The 15,716-nt window shown below is 38.0% G+C and carries 14 protein-coding genes; all 14 read right to left on the minus strand.

The genetic code is table 11. From position 1 onward, the window contains the following. Positions 1–187 precede the first annotated feature (187 nt). The 14 genes from ftsH to H7U01_RS09620 all read right to left on the minus strand — a co-directional run bounded on the left by ftsH (position 188) and on the right by H7U01_RS09620 (position 15,682). A complete protein-coding gene (gene ftsH / locus H7U01_RS09555; RefSeq protein ID WP_064523676.1) occupies positions 188–2,167 on the minus strand; it encodes an ATP-dependent zinc metalloprotease FtsH in 1,980 nt (659 codons plus the stop codon). A 19-nt stretch (positions 2,168–2,186) separates the two neighbouring features. Further along, positions 2,187–2,729, minus strand: a complete 543-nt coding sequence (gene hpt, locus H7U01_RS09560) for a hypoxanthine phosphoribosyltransferase (RefSeq protein WP_002883962.1) — start codon at positions 2,727–2,729, stop codon at positions 2,187–2,189. Between the two features lie 81 nt (positions 2,730–2,810). After that, on the minus strand, positions 2,811–4,076 hold the full coding sequence (gene tilS, locus H7U01_RS09565) for a tRNA lysidine(34) synthetase TilS (protein ID WP_064523673.1): 1,266 nt from the start codon (positions 4,074–4,076) through the stop codon (positions 2,811–2,813). Then, complete coding sequence (locus H7U01_RS09570; RefSeq protein ID WP_064523670.1) at positions 4,076–5,368, minus strand: serine hydrolase; 1,293 nt, start codon at positions 5,366–5,368, stop codon at positions 4,076–4,078. The genes tilS and H7U01_RS09570 overlap by 1 nt, the downstream gene beginning before the upstream one ends. After that, positions 5,365–5,496 carry an SP_0009 family protein gene (locus tag H7U01_RS09575; protein ID WP_002883955.1) on the minus strand — a complete coding sequence of 44 codons (132 nt, stop codon included), beginning with the start codon at positions 5,494–5,496 and terminating at the stop codon, positions 5,365–5,367. The genes H7U01_RS09570 and H7U01_RS09575 overlap by 4 nt, the downstream gene beginning before the upstream one ends. After that, a complete protein-coding gene (locus H7U01_RS09580) occupies positions 5,496–5,867 on the minus strand; it encodes an FtsB family cell division protein (protein WP_037597264.1) in 372 nt (123 codons plus the stop codon). Before H7U01_RS09580 ends, H7U01_RS09575 begins: the two co-directional genes overlap by 1 nt. Then, positions 5,851–6,126 (minus strand): RNA-binding S4 domain-containing protein, encoded by a 276-nt coding sequence (locus H7U01_RS09585; protein ID WP_002948594.1) that lies wholly within the window; start codon positions 6,124–6,126, stop codon positions 5,851–5,853. The genes H7U01_RS09580 and H7U01_RS09585 overlap by 17 nt, the downstream gene beginning before the upstream one ends. 184 nt (positions 6,127–6,310) lie before the next feature. Continuing rightward, positions 6,311–9,817, minus strand: coding sequence for a transcription-repair coupling factor (gene mfd, locus H7U01_RS09590; protein WP_064523667.1), 3,507 nt, complete (start codon positions 9,815–9,817; stop codon positions 6,311–6,313). Beyond that, positions 9,810–10,379, minus strand: a complete 570-nt coding sequence (gene pth, locus H7U01_RS09595) for an aminoacyl-tRNA hydrolase (RefSeq protein WP_037597255.1) — start codon at positions 10,377–10,379, stop codon at positions 9,810–9,812. The genes mfd and pth overlap by 8 nt, the downstream gene beginning before the upstream one ends. A gap of 72 nt (positions 10,380–10,451) precedes the next feature. After that, positions 10,452–11,567, minus strand: coding sequence for a redox-regulated ATPase YchF (gene ychF / locus H7U01_RS09600; RefSeq protein ID WP_002883967.1), 1,116 nt, complete (start codon positions 11,565–11,567; stop codon positions 10,452–10,454). A gap of 209 nt (positions 11,568–11,776) precedes the next feature. Continuing rightward, positions 11,777–11,968, minus strand: coding sequence for a DUF951 domain-containing protein (locus tag H7U01_RS09605; RefSeq protein WP_037599384.1), 192 nt, complete (start codon positions 11,966–11,968; stop codon positions 11,777–11,779). 51 nt (positions 11,969–12,019) lie between these two features. Beyond that, positions 12,020–13,156: a DNA polymerase III subunit beta gene (dnaN, locus tag H7U01_RS09610; protein ID WP_002883965.1), complete on the minus strand. Its 1,137-nt coding sequence runs from the start codon at positions 13,154–13,156 to the stop codon at positions 12,020–12,022. A gap of 155 nt (positions 13,157–13,311) precedes the next feature. Then, a complete protein-coding gene (dnaA, locus tag H7U01_RS09615; protein WP_037599382.1) occupies positions 13,312–14,676 on the minus strand; it encodes a chromosomal replication initiator protein DnaA in 1,365 nt (454 codons plus the stop codon). A 238-nt stretch (positions 14,677–14,914) separates the two neighbouring features. Beyond that, on the minus strand, positions 14,915–15,682 hold the full coding sequence (locus tag H7U01_RS09620; protein ID WP_201041503.1) for a ParB/RepB/Spo0J family partition protein: 768 nt from the start codon (positions 15,680–15,682) through the stop codon (positions 14,915–14,917). Positions 15,683–15,716: the final 34 nt, after the last annotated feature.

Here is a 15,716-nt window from a genome sequence, read left to right on the forward strand (position 1 = left end):
CAACACTTTTTTCGAAGTTTTTTCACTTCTCGTGTTCGCCGCCTCTTCCGAAGCAGCTTATTTATAATATCATCTCTTATCTCTCTTGTCAATAATTTGCAGCGATTTTAATTTTCTTTTTTTTTACAATGCTTTTTAATGGTGTTTTTTCTCTCGATTTTACTAAAAAAAAGAAGAGTAGAACTCCTTACTCTTCTTCATCTTTATTTTTATTTTCAATTCTTTCTTTGACTTCATCGTAAGATAGGGCATGGTTATCTTCTTCTGAGTCTCCAAGAGAATCCACCGGCATCTTACCAGTCTCATAAATTGACTTGATTTGTGCAGCATCAAGTGTTTCATACTTAAGCAAAGCTTCTGCAATGAGAGCATGTGTTTCTCGGTTTGCATTGATAATTTCAGCCGCTTTATCGTGTGCCTCAACTAAAAGTGATCGAATTTCTTCGTCAATAAGTTGAGCTGTATGAGCTGAGTAAGACTTATCTGTCGTAAATTGTCCTGGATTCATCGCATGATTACCCTCATATTGGACTGGTCCAAGTTTTTCGCTCATACCATATTCAGTAACCATTGCACGTGCCAGCTGTGTTGCTTGCTCAAAGTCATTTGAAGCACCTGAGGTTTGAACGTTGAAAATAATTTCTTCTGCAACGCGTCCACCCATAAGGCCTGCCAATTGTTCTTTTAGCTCATCTTTAGATGACAACATCTGATCCTCTTTTGGTAGAGAAATCATATAACCACCTGCTCGACCTCGTGGAACAATAGTAACCTTGTGAACATCACGAGCGCTAGAAAGTGTCAAACCAACAATTGTATGACCTGCTTCATGGTAAGCCACAACTTTACGTTCATTTTCTGAAACTTGGCGGTCTTTCTTAGATGGTCCGGCAATAACACGATCCTCTGCTTCATCGATATCACTAGCATCAATTCTAGTCTTACTACGTCGTGCTGCAACTAGAGCTGCCTCATTCAAGACATTCTCTAAGTCGGCTCCGACAAAACCTGGAGTTTGTTGAGCCACAACCTTAAGGTCAACATCTTCAGCCAATGGTTTATTTTTAGCATGAACTTTCAAGATAGCTTCTCGGCCTTTTACATCTGGGCGACCGACAAGAACTTTACGGTCAAAACGTCCTGGACGTAGGAGGGCTGGGTCAAGAACATCACTACGGTTGGTTGCAGCAATGACAATGATATTCTCATTCCCATCAAAACCATCCATTTCAATCAACAGTTGGTTAAGGGTTTGTTCGCGTTCGTCGTTACCACCGCCCATTCCAGTACCACGACGACGCCCAACCGCATCGATTTCATCAATAAAGATAATAGCACGTTCAGCCTTTTTAGCGTCTTCAAAAAGACTACGAACACGACTTGCTCCGACACCGACAAACATCTCTACAAAGTCAGAACCTGAGATACTAAAGAAAGGAACATCTGCTTCACCAGCTACAGCTTTAGCAAGAAGAGTTTTACCTGTCCCTGGAGGACCTTCAAGGAGGACACCTTTAGGGATACGTGCACCAAGTGCTTTATATTTACGTGGATTTTTGAGGAAATCTACGACTTCTACAAGTTCTTCTTTTTCTTCTTCCGCACCAGCCACATCTGTGAAACGAACTTTAATATTCTCTTTTGATTGAGTCTTAGCACGGTTGCGGCCAAAATTCATTGCACCGCGGTTACCGCCTTGATTCATCATGAAAAGGAAGAAAATAGCAATCCCAATCAAAGGTAGGTAACTAAAAAGATATGAAATCCAAGCACCACTTGAACTTTCACGTATCATTTTAACATTAACATCAGCTGCTTCTGATGCTGATTGCAATTTCTGCATGGTTGTTTCATTCTGCAGCACAGTCGATGTAAAGCTACGTGTCTCTGATGATGCACTACCTAAAAATGGTAGACTAAGGTCAGTATCAACCTTTTCAGCCTTTTTGTAGCTACCTTTAACTTCAATGATACTACCGTCTGGCTGATAAGTGATAGATTTTACCTTACCATCTTCAATTTTCTTAACCAACTGTGTGTAAGACAATTGTTGACTTGAGCTTTGGCTTCCTCCTGCAAAGTATTGTACTCCAGTTACAACCGCAATAATAACTATGATGTAGAGAAAAGCATTCCGTAAGAAGCCATTATTATTTTTATTATTCATAAATTAATTAGACCTTTACTTATTTTGTATAAATTTCTTCTTTTAGGACACCGACATAAGGGAGGTTACGGTATTTTTCATCATAGTCTAGTCCGAAACCAACGATAAATTCATTAGGGACATCATAACATACGTAATCTGCCTCAATATCAACAACACGACCCTCTGGTTTATCAAAAAGAGTTGCGATTTTGACTGAATTGGCTTTACGGTACTTGAACATATCTCGAAGATAAAGGAGCGTACGACCTGTATCAATGATATCTTCAATAAAGATGATGTCTCGTCCTTCAACATTAGTGTCAACATCTTTAAGAATCTTTACTTCACCACTGCTGACAGTTCCGCCACCATAACTTGAAACGACCATAAAGTCCATCTCAATATGGGTATCAATATGTTTGATAAGTTCTGCCATAAATGGAACAGCACCTTTCAAAACACAGACTAGAAGAGGATTTTTCCCCGCATAATCCTCTGTCAGTTGTTGTCCTAGTTCTTTAGTTTTAGCTACGATATCCTCTTGGGAAAAGAGGACTTTTTTAATGTCTTTTTCTAACATTTGGGTTCCCTTTCTCGAAGTCAATATTCTGTTATTATACCACTTTTACTTCAATCATCGTTATTTGAACATGGTATTTGATTAGAAATTCTTATAAATGACTACAGTGCCATAAAGTATAGCATTTTCAGGTCTTTTTTTCAAATAGAGACGCCCAGCAACATAAAGAAAAATAATATGACCATCTTGTTCTCCTACAATGGCTTTTTGACGATCCTTCTCTAAAATCTTATTGTCTATAAACAGTCGTCTTAATTTTTTATGGTGACTACCAAGGTCAATCTTATCGCCTTCTTTTCTATGACGAATCACTATTGGGGCATCTGACCAAATACTAATAGCATCTGTGTTAGAAACGTCATTGAATTCTGAAAAAGTCAAGGTATAATCCTCAAACTCAACAGATTTTCCAAATTCTAAGAGACAAGGAGGGGATAAAGAGATAGCCTCTTCTTTCCTTATAAGGAAAGAAGTCTGTGTTTTTACTAGTTCGTAACCATTTTTTAGGGGGATCTTTCCTGAAACATTTTTCCTTAGATAACTTATCAATTGATTAAATTGGCCTTTAGAAAGCTGTAAATCAGGAAAGGAGTCTAAATAATTCTGAAGAAGAAAGAGCTGGACAGCATCTGACTGTTGCTGAAAAACAGATAAATCAGTGATAGTAATATCCTTTGTTAACTCTCCTAGAGCTTGCTCCATAAGACCAATCTCCTCGGCTAAAAGACAAAGGTGCTCCTTAATTTTAGGATTTTCCTGAGATAAAGTAGGAAGATAGGACAGTCTGATGCGATTCCGAAGGTAGGCTAGTGAAGTATTACTCCTATCTTCAAAATGGAAAGTTACGGGAAGCTGAGCTTTCGTAAGATGCAAAAAGGGACGAATAATCTGACCAGTGCCAAATGGTCTGATAGCTGAAATTCCTGTCAGGTGTCTTAAACGACTTCCTCTCAACAGTCTCATAAAAATTGTCTCTGCCTGATCATCTGCATGATGGGCTGTTACAAGAGCAGAGTAATCATAATCTTTCATGACCTGCTTAAAAAACTCATAGCGAAAGGTACGGGCAGCATTTTCTGAAAACTTTCCTGAGAATGCACTATAGTGAAAAGGGACCTTGTGTTCCTCTGCCCAATGACGTAAATACGCTTCTTCATGCTCCGACTCTTGTCGTTGTTTATGATTAACGTGAGCAATCCCCAACTGAATATCCAAATCTTTTTGATGGTTATACAAAAAGTGCAGCAAACTCATAGAGTCTGCTCCACCTGATACTGCTACTAAAATTTTCTTGTGCCGGTTAAAATAACCCTTGGCTTGCATCATTTGCAACAATTTTTGTGTCATTATTTCAAAATTCCATAAACATCATCTGCAATTGAGGTGATTTTGTCATAGCCTTCTTTATCCGTAAAAATCGATAAAATAAAGGGAGAATCTGCATAAACAATAGCGACATCATGTTTTAAGTCGTAGGCATCCCCTATTTTATGTGCAACAGGGACATCAATGTTTTTGGAAATACGTTCGCCATCATAGTCCGTGCTTGAAAGATAATTGATAATATCTCCATTTTGTCTATAAACAGCCTCCATCAAAGTACCTGCGGCTCTAGCAGTCAACTCCTTTTTATCCATATTCCACGAGGTCGCTGCGGCTTTATCTACTGATTTTTGGAAGGCTTTATCATACTGATTGGCTACATAATAACCTAATATATTTGTCGCTACATTATCTGAGTTTTGGGCTACAGCCTTTAACAGATTTTCCAAGCTATAATTCTTATCATCAGGCATCTTACTAATCTTTCCAGAACCATCTGGATCATAAGCACCTGGAAAACCATTCACAGCAGAGGTATATTGATACTCATCTGATAATGCTAATTTCTCTTGAGACAGACGTTCCTGTGCATAGTAGAGTACACCAAGCTTGGCTACGCTAGCTGCATACATGCTTTTTTCGTCATTGATAGCAGCTACTCGGTCCGTATCAAGCTGTTTAACATAAACTGAGATGCGTTCTTGATTGTTATACTTCTCATTAAGGACTTTTTGAACAGCCTCGATGCGATTGTCAGTCGTTGACAAATCAGAAGCGTTAATCCAACCCTCTCCGTCTACCAAATAGTAGGTCCCAGCATGCGTCTGAGCTGCTTGACTAACCTTAATGGGTTTAAAACTAGCGAGTTTGGAGTCAGCTTTTTCAGTCCCTAAAACGTAAGGTTCTTTGTATACCGTTAAACCATCTTTAGTCCAGAAGGTCATATCTACTGTTTTTTGATTATAGATACTGTCGTCTACAATTGATTTCTGACTAGCGGCTACATAATCACCATCTTGAAGTTGGAAAACAGGTTCACCTTTAGCATTCCAAAAAATAGCAGAAATCGATAGTTTGGTATCCGCTTGGATACTGGTTTTAAATTCTGTTAAATCCTTGTTCTTATAAGTTAGGATAGTTGTTATCGTTCTTGGATTTTTAGGAATCTGTTTAAATTGAGTCAAACTAGCTGTAGTATTTTGAGTCAATTTTTGGACCTGTTTTGGGGTCAGAGTTAGCTCCTTCTCCATAGGAAGTAGGACCAGAGGGCTAGAAGATACAAGCACAACAGTTGCAGCTATTAAGAGCTTTTTCATGCTTGTTTCTTCACCTCCTCTTTCCTCGGTAATTCCGTTTTAAGTTGCTGATTTTTTTCTGATAGTTCCTCTAACTTGGCTTCTGAATAGGTTAAAAAAGTTTCTACAGTTTTAAGTAAATCTTTCATTAGGGTAATAAGCTTGGTACAGGATAGATAGACTCTCCTTCACGTGAATAATAGTACTTAGCACGCGCATATTTCTCGGCGAAAGCATCATCCTTAAGTTTCTTAGCCAAATCCTTTCGTTCCTTTGTCTGATCTGACAATTTATCATAGTCTTTCTGAAGCGACAAGACTTCCTTCTCTTGCTGTTTGATGTTCATATAGGTCTCAACCAGATTGTAGGTTGGCAAGATAAAGAGTAAAACAACCACAAAGAGAATCCACCCCATAAAGCGATTCCTTTGTTCGTGTTCGGCACGCTCTAATCGTTGCTCTTGATTGGCACTATCAATGTAATCATTCGTAAGCTGTACAATATTAGGCTTCTTGCTCATCTACTTCAATCCTTGTTTCACTTATAATCTCGTACATTTTTGCCGCATCTTCTTTTTTCGTACTATCTTTCATTTCTAGAACACGGACAGTCAAGAGTTTATTTCCAAAACGAACTTCCACTTGGTCACCAATTTTTAAATCTGTAGATGACTTAGCGAGTACACCATTTACTTTTATACGCCCTTTATCAGCCACTTCTTTAGCCACTGGACGGCGTTTGATAATTCGTGATACTTTTAAATATTTGTCTAATCTCAATGTTACTGTTTCCTTTTCGTTAGGATATCTCTTCTATGATAGCATTTTTTTTAGAAAATAGGGGACTAAAGCCTTTTCAATACAAAAATAAGAGGATCGACACTAGTCGACCCTCTCAGGAGATTTATGAAAAAGAAAAGTTTTAGGATGTTTTATAGTATAGAGAGACTTACTTAAACTTTCCTTAAGCTTCTTTTTTTTCTTTACGTTCTTTGATTTCCATAAATGTCTGTCCAAAAATCTTTAATTCTTCAAGAATTTCATAGTCTTTCTTGTTACGAACATCAAAAGTAATCTCTACTTTCCCCTGGTTATCACTGATTTTTGCTTTTAAATGCGTTTTAGAGATGGCTTCGAAATAATCTTGAGTCAAGAAGAATTTGAGAGAGGCTTTTTCGAAACGAACAATAATAGTATCGTTCTTACGCTCAACTAATTCTGCAAAGGCAGCATCCAAATAAGCCTTAACCAGACCAATCTCAATGAGATAGGCAACTTGGTCTGGATATTCTCCAAAGCGGTCAATAAGCTCATCTTGAAGGTCTTGATAGTCTTTCTGATTCTCAATTTCTCGAATACGCTTATAAATTTCAATTTTTTGGCGCTCGTCAGAAATATAGTCATAAGGGAGGTAAGCATCAATCTGAAGATTGAACTCTGCATTTCCTTTACGTCGAACTTGAGTTTTACCTTGACGTTTATTGATAGCCTCTTCCAAGAGTTGCGAGTACATTTCGAACCCGACTGAGTCGATGAAACCACTTTGAGAAGCACCAAGAATGTTCCCGGCACCACGAATTGATAAATCACGCATGGCTATTTTGAAACCTGATCCCAGTTCTGTAAAGCCCTTAATAGCATCCAATCGCTTCTCAGAGACTTCCGTCAACACTTTGTCAGGACGATACATGAGATAGGCGTAAGCAATTCGATTACTACGTCCCACACGACCTCTCAACTGATAAAGGGTAGATAAGCCCATGTGATCTGCATTCTCAATGAAGAGAGTATTAACGTTGGAGATATCAATCCCTGTCTCAATAATGGTCGTTGCTACCAATACATCGTAATCACCATTCAAGAAATCCAAGAGGGTATTCTCCAACATAACCTCACTCATCTGACCATGAACAAATCCGATACGTGCTTCAGGGACTAGCTCATGTAATTCAGAAACTTTTTGATCAATGGTTTCAACACGATTATAAACATAAAAAATCTGACCACCTCGGTCCATCTCTCTTAATATCGCTTCTCGAATAAGACCAGGATTGGTTTCCATAACATAAGTTTGAACTGGATAACGGTTGGTAGGGGCTGTCTCAATAATCGACAAATCACGAATACCTAACATAGACATATGAAGCGTACGAGGAATAGGTGTCGCAGTTAGAGTAAGGACATCAACCTTAGCTTTCAACTCCTTAAGTTTCTCTTTATGCTTCACGCCAAAACGTTGTTCTTCATCAATTACTAGCAAGCCTAAGTCAGAAAACTTAACATCTTTAGACAGTAGGCGGTGGGTACCAATAATAATATCAATACGCCCTTTAGCTAGATTTTCAATAGTCTCATTCTGTTCTTTTTTACTTCTAAAACGACTGAGTTCATCTACTTCAACGGCATGATTTTCAAAACGCTCTTTAAAATTCAAATAGTGCTGATGGGCAAGAACCGTTGTAGGAACTAGGATAGCAACTTGCTTTCCATCATTGACTGCCTTGAAGGCGGCACGCATAGCTACCTCTGTCTTACCAAAACCAACATCACCAACCAAGAGACGATCCATGGGTTTGTCTGACTCCATGTCTGCCTTAATTTCCTTGATAGAACGCAATTGATCCTCTGTCTCAGCATAGGCGAAATCATCTTCGAAATCCCTTTGGTTATCATCATCTGGTGAAAATGCAAAACCTTTAAGTTGACTGCGTTCGGCATAGAGTTTTAGGAGGTCATCAGCAATATCCTCTACTTGCTTACTTACTTTTTGTTTAGTCTTTTGGAAACGCCCATCATTGAGTTTATTAATTTTAGGCTCTTTTCCGTCCGCTGACACATACTTAGAGAGACTCTCAATCTGCTCAACAGGTAGAGAAATTGTTGCAGCATCCTGATATTGGATGGTCAAGTAGTCACGATGCACCCCTTTAATCTCAATAGTCTCGATACCTTTAAATTGTCCGATACCATGAGTCTGATGTACAACATAATCACCTTTTTCAAGCTCATTGTAATCTTTTAGACGCTCAGCATTGGAAACGTGACTGGCACGCGCACGACGTTTTACTTTTTTATGGAAAATCTCACGTTCAGTGACCAGAACAAGCTTTTCATCAGCAAAGTAAAAACCATTGGATAAGTTTCCTAGAACTAATTGAGGCTTATAAGGAATCAAATCTCCAAAACTACTAAGTGGTAAATCTAAATCATATTCTTCCAAGGTTTCCTTCAAAGATTTGAGTTGCTTTTCAGACCCCACTTGTAAAATAACTGTAGCCTTATTCTTGGTATAGCGATGTATTTCATCAACTAGAAGTGGAAACTGGTTAAAGAACTCCTGCATAGGGTATTGCGTGAATTGATACAACTTATCAAATTTAAGATTTCCCAAGCCCTTATGAAAATTCGAAAAGAAACTAGCTGGCTGATAGTTACGTAAAGTCTTAAATGAATCCACTAAGTAATTTAGATGACTCAGAGACTTGCCTTGGTGAAGATCCTCAGTTAAAAGATTAGCCACCTCCAATTCAAGACGTCCATGGCGGTCCACTATCTTTTGAAAATCATCAATGAATACAGGAGTTCCCTTTGGAAGGTAGTCAAATAAGGTATAAGCCTTATCATAAAAGAGAGACAAAAACTTACGTAAATCTTTATGACGGTAGCCATCAATCGTAACCGACAGAACTTCCTCAAGGTAAGCCTTATGAGGACCTTCTGCCTTCGAGACCGCACTTTCTAGGGCCTTCTCAGCACGTTGGTAATCCTCTCTTGTTAAGATAATATCATCTGCTGGTGATACGATAACATGCTCTAAATTGTCTAAAGATTTCTGACTATCGCTATCAAACTGACGAATGCCATCAATCTCGTCTCCAAAAAATTCTAAACGGTAGGGGAGCTCTGAAGTCATTTCATAAATATCTAAAATGTCGCCCCTACGACTATACTCACAAGGTGAGAGAACTTGCTCCACTCTTTGGTATCCAATATGAGTCAGATGCTTACTGAGAGCCTCTAAATCATGTTCCTCCCCTAGTGTTAAGTCAATGCGAGAGTCTTTATAAACCTTAGGGTTAGGCAAATGTAACTTAGTACCAACTAAACTCGTGACCAAAACCCCACTGGCCTCTTTATCCATTAAAAAATTAAGACTTTCAAGACGAGAATGGGTCTTTTCTGGTGAAGCGAAGATAAACTCTGCAGCTACTACATCATCTGCAAAAAAAGAATAAACCTTATCCTCTCCTAAGATAGCTGACAAATCTCCTGTCAGTTGCTCAGCTTCATTTTGTGTTGAAGTAACGATTAAAATCTTAGGAACCTGCTCAGAAAGAGCAGATGCCATGACAACTGCCTTGCTGGAACCAGAAAATCCCATGACCAACTGCCTACTCAATAGGGTTACTTTATCACGCCACTCAAGCAATTGATGATTCTTCTCAAAAAGGTCTAATAGAGTATTAGCCATTATAACGCCTCATAGTATCTTCGAAATCATTGGTTTTCAGGTAATGATTGAGGGCTGTCTCTACCTTGTCTAAAGTCAGTAAAATTGTGGCATAGTCGTCTTCACTAAATTTTCCAAGGACATGATTAACGACCGTCATTCCTTTCTGTGGGCGGCCAATACCAATTTTTATACGGTCAAATTCTTGAGTGCCAGTTTCAGCAATGATAGATTTAATACCATTATGACCACCCGCTGAACCTTTTTGACGAAAGCGCAATTTCCCAACTTCCATATCTAAGTCATCGTAAATGACGATAAAATCCTCCATGGGAATATTGTAATAAGCTAGTAATGCTCTAACAGCTAGACCTGATAGATTCATAAAGGTTGTTGGTTTCACAAAATAAACCTTCTCACCATTTAAAAAGGTCGAAGCCACTTCAGCCTTAAAGGTCCTTTCTTCAGAAAAGGTTAATCCCAGTTCCTTAGCCATTAGGTCAATAGCCATAAAACCAACATTGTGACGTGTCTCATGGTATTTTGAACCAGGATTTCCCAAGCCAACTACTAATTTTGTCATTATTTCTCCTCTTTGATAAACAGCAAAAGGACTGAAAAATACTTTTCAGCCTTGTGCACTATTTTTTATTTTCTAAACGTTGAAACGGAATTCCATGATGTCGCCATCTTGGACAACGTATTCTTTTCCTTCTTCACGAAGGCGACCAGCTTCCTTAACAGCTTTCTCAGAACCATATTTAATGAGATCATCGTAAGACATAGTTACGGCACGGATAAAGCCTTTCTCGAAGTCAGAGTGGATAATTCCAGCTGCTTGTGGTGCCTTGATACCGCGTTTAAAGGTCCAAGCACGCACCTCTTTTTCACCAGCAGTGAAGTAAGTTCCAAGACCAAGCAAGTGATAGGCTGCGCGTGTCAGTTTATCAACTCCTGATTCTGTCAAACCAAGGTCTTCTAGGAACATCTCCTTATCTTCATCATCCAACTCAGAAATTTCTTCCTCAACACGTGCCGAGATAACAACTACTTCTGCATTTTCAGTCGCTGCAAACTCACGAATTTGCTTCACATAATCAATATCATCAGGATTTGCGACCTGATCTTCATCAACGTTAGCCACGTAAAGCACTGGTTTTGTTGTCAAGAGGAAGAGTCCCTTAACAATTTTTTGCTCTTCCTCAGTAAAATCAATCGTACGTGCAGACTTACCATCTTCTAGAACAGGTTTAATCTTTTGAAGAATGTTAAACTCTGCCACAGAATCTTTATCTTTTTGTGTACGTGCAATTTTTTCGACACGCGCATAACGTTTGTTGATTGATTCAAGGTCAGCCAAAATCAATTCTAGATTGATTGTATCAATATCAGCCATCGGATCTACAAAGGCATCCTCACGCCCTTGTTCACGCATAACGTTTTCATCATCGAAAGCACGAACGACATGGACAATCGCATCTACTTCACGAATGTTCGCCAAAAACTTATTTCCAAGACCTTCACCCTTTGATGCTCCTTTTACGATACCCGCAATATCTGTGAACTCAAATGTAGTTGGAACTGTCTTTTTAGGGGTAATAAGTTCAGTCAGTTTCGTCAAACGCTCATCTGGTACCTCAACCATTCCGACGTTTGGATCAATTGTTGCGAAAGGATAGTTAGCAGCCTCCGCACCCGCTTTTGTAATTGCATTGAAAAGAGTTGATTTACCAACGTTTGGCAAACCAACGATACCTGCTGTTAAAGCCATTAATTTATTTCTCCATAAAAAAGTAATTCAGTTAATTATAACACAAAAATTGTTAAAAATAGGCAACTTCCCTTTGAGAATCAGAAAAAGGAAAGCAAGGCAAAGAATGCTATAAAAAAGGTGATTAGGAACTATAGAAAGTTTTTATATTGCTAGTGAACTAATTTTCTGAACATAAAACTCTCGTTATATAGTCTCTCCAACATCTGTTATAAAACCTTCTTAAGTTTCTTCTCGAAATCATGACGACTCATCATGACCACATGATCACAATTCGTACAACGAATCTTAATGTCAGCTCCAAGACGGATTACTTCCCATTCATTAGCTTTTTTTCCTGTTGCTTTGATAGTACAAGCATGTGGTTTTTTCATTTCAACTAAACTTCCAATTTGGTACATAAATTCCCTTTCTAGTAAAAAAGTTATCCACAGTGGATAACTTTTTCGATTTTAGTTTGTTCTTACAGGTGTAATCAATTGAATAAAATTCTCACTGTCATCTGCTGGCGTCAATGTAAATGGACGTACTGGTGAAATGAAACGTACACGGACAGTCTCACTCTTAAGAGCTTTCAAAGCATCTATTAGGTAGGTTGGATTGAAACTAATGACCAAATCACTACCTGAAACATCTTGCACGTCAATATCCTCATTCACCTTTCCGACTTCTGGCGAATTAACATGGGCACTGACACTACCATTAATGATTTCGAGTTTAACGGTACCACTTTGACTAGCATTAGAAATCAAATATGAACGTTCCATAGCAGAACGAAGGCTAGCTGTCTCAAAAACAACTTCTGTTTCAAATGAATCGGACAAGAGACGATTAGTGTCCGGATAATTTCCTTCAAGTAAACGTGTATAGAAAGAAATTGTTTCACTACGGAATAGAATTTGATTTGCTGAGAAGAAGACCTCTAAGTTTTCAATATCATCGCTAAAAACTGCCGACAATTCTTTAAGTGAGCGACTTGGGATTACGACATCAAAGTTATCTGCAGAATGCTCCAAAACAAGTTGACGTTGGCTCATTCGGTGAGAGTCAGTTGCTACAGCTTTGAGATCTTTATGATTTGAAAGGACAAAGTGAACTCCGGTTAAAATTGGACGACTTTCTTGAGTGCTTGCTGCAAATGAAGTTTCAGCAATGATAGATTTTAACACTTTTGTGTCCATGAGTAATGGTGTCAAGCTATCAACTTCCTGAATACGGGGATATTGTTCAACATCTTTCCCTTTTAAAGTAATCTCTGATTTACCACTCTTTAGTAAAACTTGGTATTGTTCGATTTCTTCAAAAGTAAGGGTAACATCAGGCAAGCTTGAGACAACATTAATGAAAAAGTTTGCTTCCAAAAGGATACTACCTGGCTGTGTAATTAATAGACCTGCATTTTCTTCCGAAACTGAGATACTATTTTCAATTGAGATTTGCCCATTAGATCCTGTCAAATAGATACCATCACTGGTAACTTCGATTTTAATCGTCGATAGAATTGGGATAGCATTTTTAGAAGAAATAGCACGGCGAGTCGTATGAAGTGCTTGTAAGAAATAAGCTTTATTAATCGCAAATTGAATCATGATGCTCCTTTATTTTTATTAGTATTATTTTAGTAGTAGTAGTAGGTCTTGTGGACATTGTGCATAAGTCTACAAAACATAGTTTTATCAAGGCTTTGAACTTGTGCACAGCCTGTGGAAAAGTTTGAATAATTTTTAATAGTTATCCACAAGTATCATTTTATCTTGTTTTTGATGGTATCAATTTCAATGCGTAAACTGTCATCTTGGGCAATCATATTTTTGATTTTATTGTATGCATGTAAGACAGTTGAGTGGTCTCTTCCGCCAAATTCTTTTCCAATTTTTGGAAGGGAGTTATCAGTCATTTCACGCGCAAGATACATGGCTACCTGACGTGCCAAGACAATATTTTGTGTTCGTTTAGTTGCCTTAATTTCTTTTACAGTGACATTATAAAATTTCCCTACCTCAGTTTGGATATCCTCAATCGGAATAAGAGTTAACTTAGGACCGTCCATTTTACGTGCGCGAATAGCTTCAGCAGCTACCTCAACTGTGATAGTATCTAACTGGCGAACATTGGCAACTAAGCTAATATCTTTTAAGGCCCCCTCCAAGTCACGGACATTTGAATCAAATTGGCCAGCTAAATACTCAATTGTTTCAGGAGGAAAATGATAATCATAGTCCATAATCTTATTAGTAAGAATGGCCACTCGTGTTTCAAAGTCAGGTGGTGTGATATTGACGGTTAACCCCCATTTAAAGCGCGTGACAAGACGCTCTTCCATCTCGTTCAATTGATCTGGATTACGGTCGCTGGTCAGGACAATTTGTTTATTATTATTGTGAAGGACATTGAAAGTATTGAAGAATTCCTCTTGAGTGGCTTGCGTTGATTTTTTAGCCAATGATTGAATATCGTCAATTAAGAGAACGTCCAGATGACGATATTTAAGTTTTAGTTCGTCCATTTTATCTAAACGGATATGTACAACAAATTCATTAATGAAATTCTCTGCAGTAATGTATTTAATGCGTGCTTGAGGATTATCATGTAAGACCTTGTTTCCAATGGCATTGAGCAAGTGAGTTTTCCCGAGACCAGGTCCTCCGTAAATAAATAGAGGGTTATAAGTAGCTCCTGGTGAATCAGCTACAGCTAAAGATGCAGCAACTGACCAACGATTTTCATCCCCTTGGATAAAATTATCAAAGGTATACTTACTATTTAAGTCTGAGTCCAATGTAGGAAGAGCAGGGGTCTGCTGTTCCTTTTTATTACCAAAGTCATTATTTGCTACAGTTGAATTTGCCTCGTTTATGAGCGCTTCGTCAAAGACGTACTCAACTTTTATTTCACTATTATAGGCTTCAAAACCAGCCATCAAAATGAAAGATTGCATATTCTTTTCCCAGAATAGCTTTTTGACTTCTTCAAGCAGAATTGTAGCAACGTTATTTTGAACTTTGATGAGCTTGGTATCTAGGACATAATAATCAAAAGTGGCTTGTGTTAGTTCCTCTTTGGCCAGCTCTAAGAGCTTATTCCAAAAAAAATGCTCTTTTTCGGTCATTCCATCAATTCTCCTTCTTTATTCTTGTTCTCTGATTCTATCATAAAACAAAAAAGTTTTCCACAGGTCAGAAGATAAAAGTTTCCCGAGTTATCCACAGTTTAAAAAATACAATTCACATTGTGCACAATAGTTATCCACAAGTTGTGAATAAAAAAAGAAACCCTCGTAAATAAAGGGAGGGCAACATTTTTATGATGTGGATAAGTTTGTTTCTCTTTTCTCATCAATTCACAGATCAAATTAGCTTGTTGATAATTCTGTTAAAATCTTCTTCCGTCGAAAAGTGGATCTGAATAGTTCCAGAGTGATTTTTGTGATAACGAAGAGTAACGGGGAGACCAAGTGATTTTTCTAGTTCTTTTTCTCTATCTTTTATGTGAATATCTTTTTTTGATTTTTGTTTTTTAGGAAGTTCTTGAAGTCTTTTTTCCAGAGTACGAACGGACCATTTTTCAGTAAGCACCTGATGATAGATAGTTAATTGCTTTTGGGTATCCTCAACAGATAAAAGCGCTCTAGCATGTCCTTGACTCAGTTTGCCATTTTCAATACTCGTTTGTATCTCTCGTGGAAGTTGTAGTAGTCTAAGAGCGTTACTAATATATGGTCTAGATTTCCCCATAGCTTTAGCGAGCTCCTCGTGACTATAAGCTAACTCATCAATTAAATTACGATAGGCCTTTGCTTCTTCAATAGGATTGAGATTTGATCGTTGTAAATTTTCAATAATAGCTTGTTTACGACTCTCTTGATCTGTAACTTTCTTTACAACTGCAGGGATTTCTGTCATCCCTAAACGTTTACAGGCACGTAAACGTCTTTCTCCAGCAATTAGTTCATAACCAATAATGTCAGATTTTCGTACAATAATTGGTTGTATTAAACCATTTTCTGATATTGACTGACTTAGTTCTACTAACTCTTCATCGGAGAATTCTAGACGAGGTTGAAAAGGATTGGGGTAAATTTCACTAATAGGTAAAGTTTTGAGTTGTTCTGACATGTTCTTCCTTTCCCAAAAAAAGACCTTTACATTA

It is taken from the genome of Streptococcus sp. 21.1 (assembly GCF_016648635.1).
GTDB lineage: Bacteria > Bacillota > Bacilli > Lactobacillales > Streptococcaceae > Streptococcus.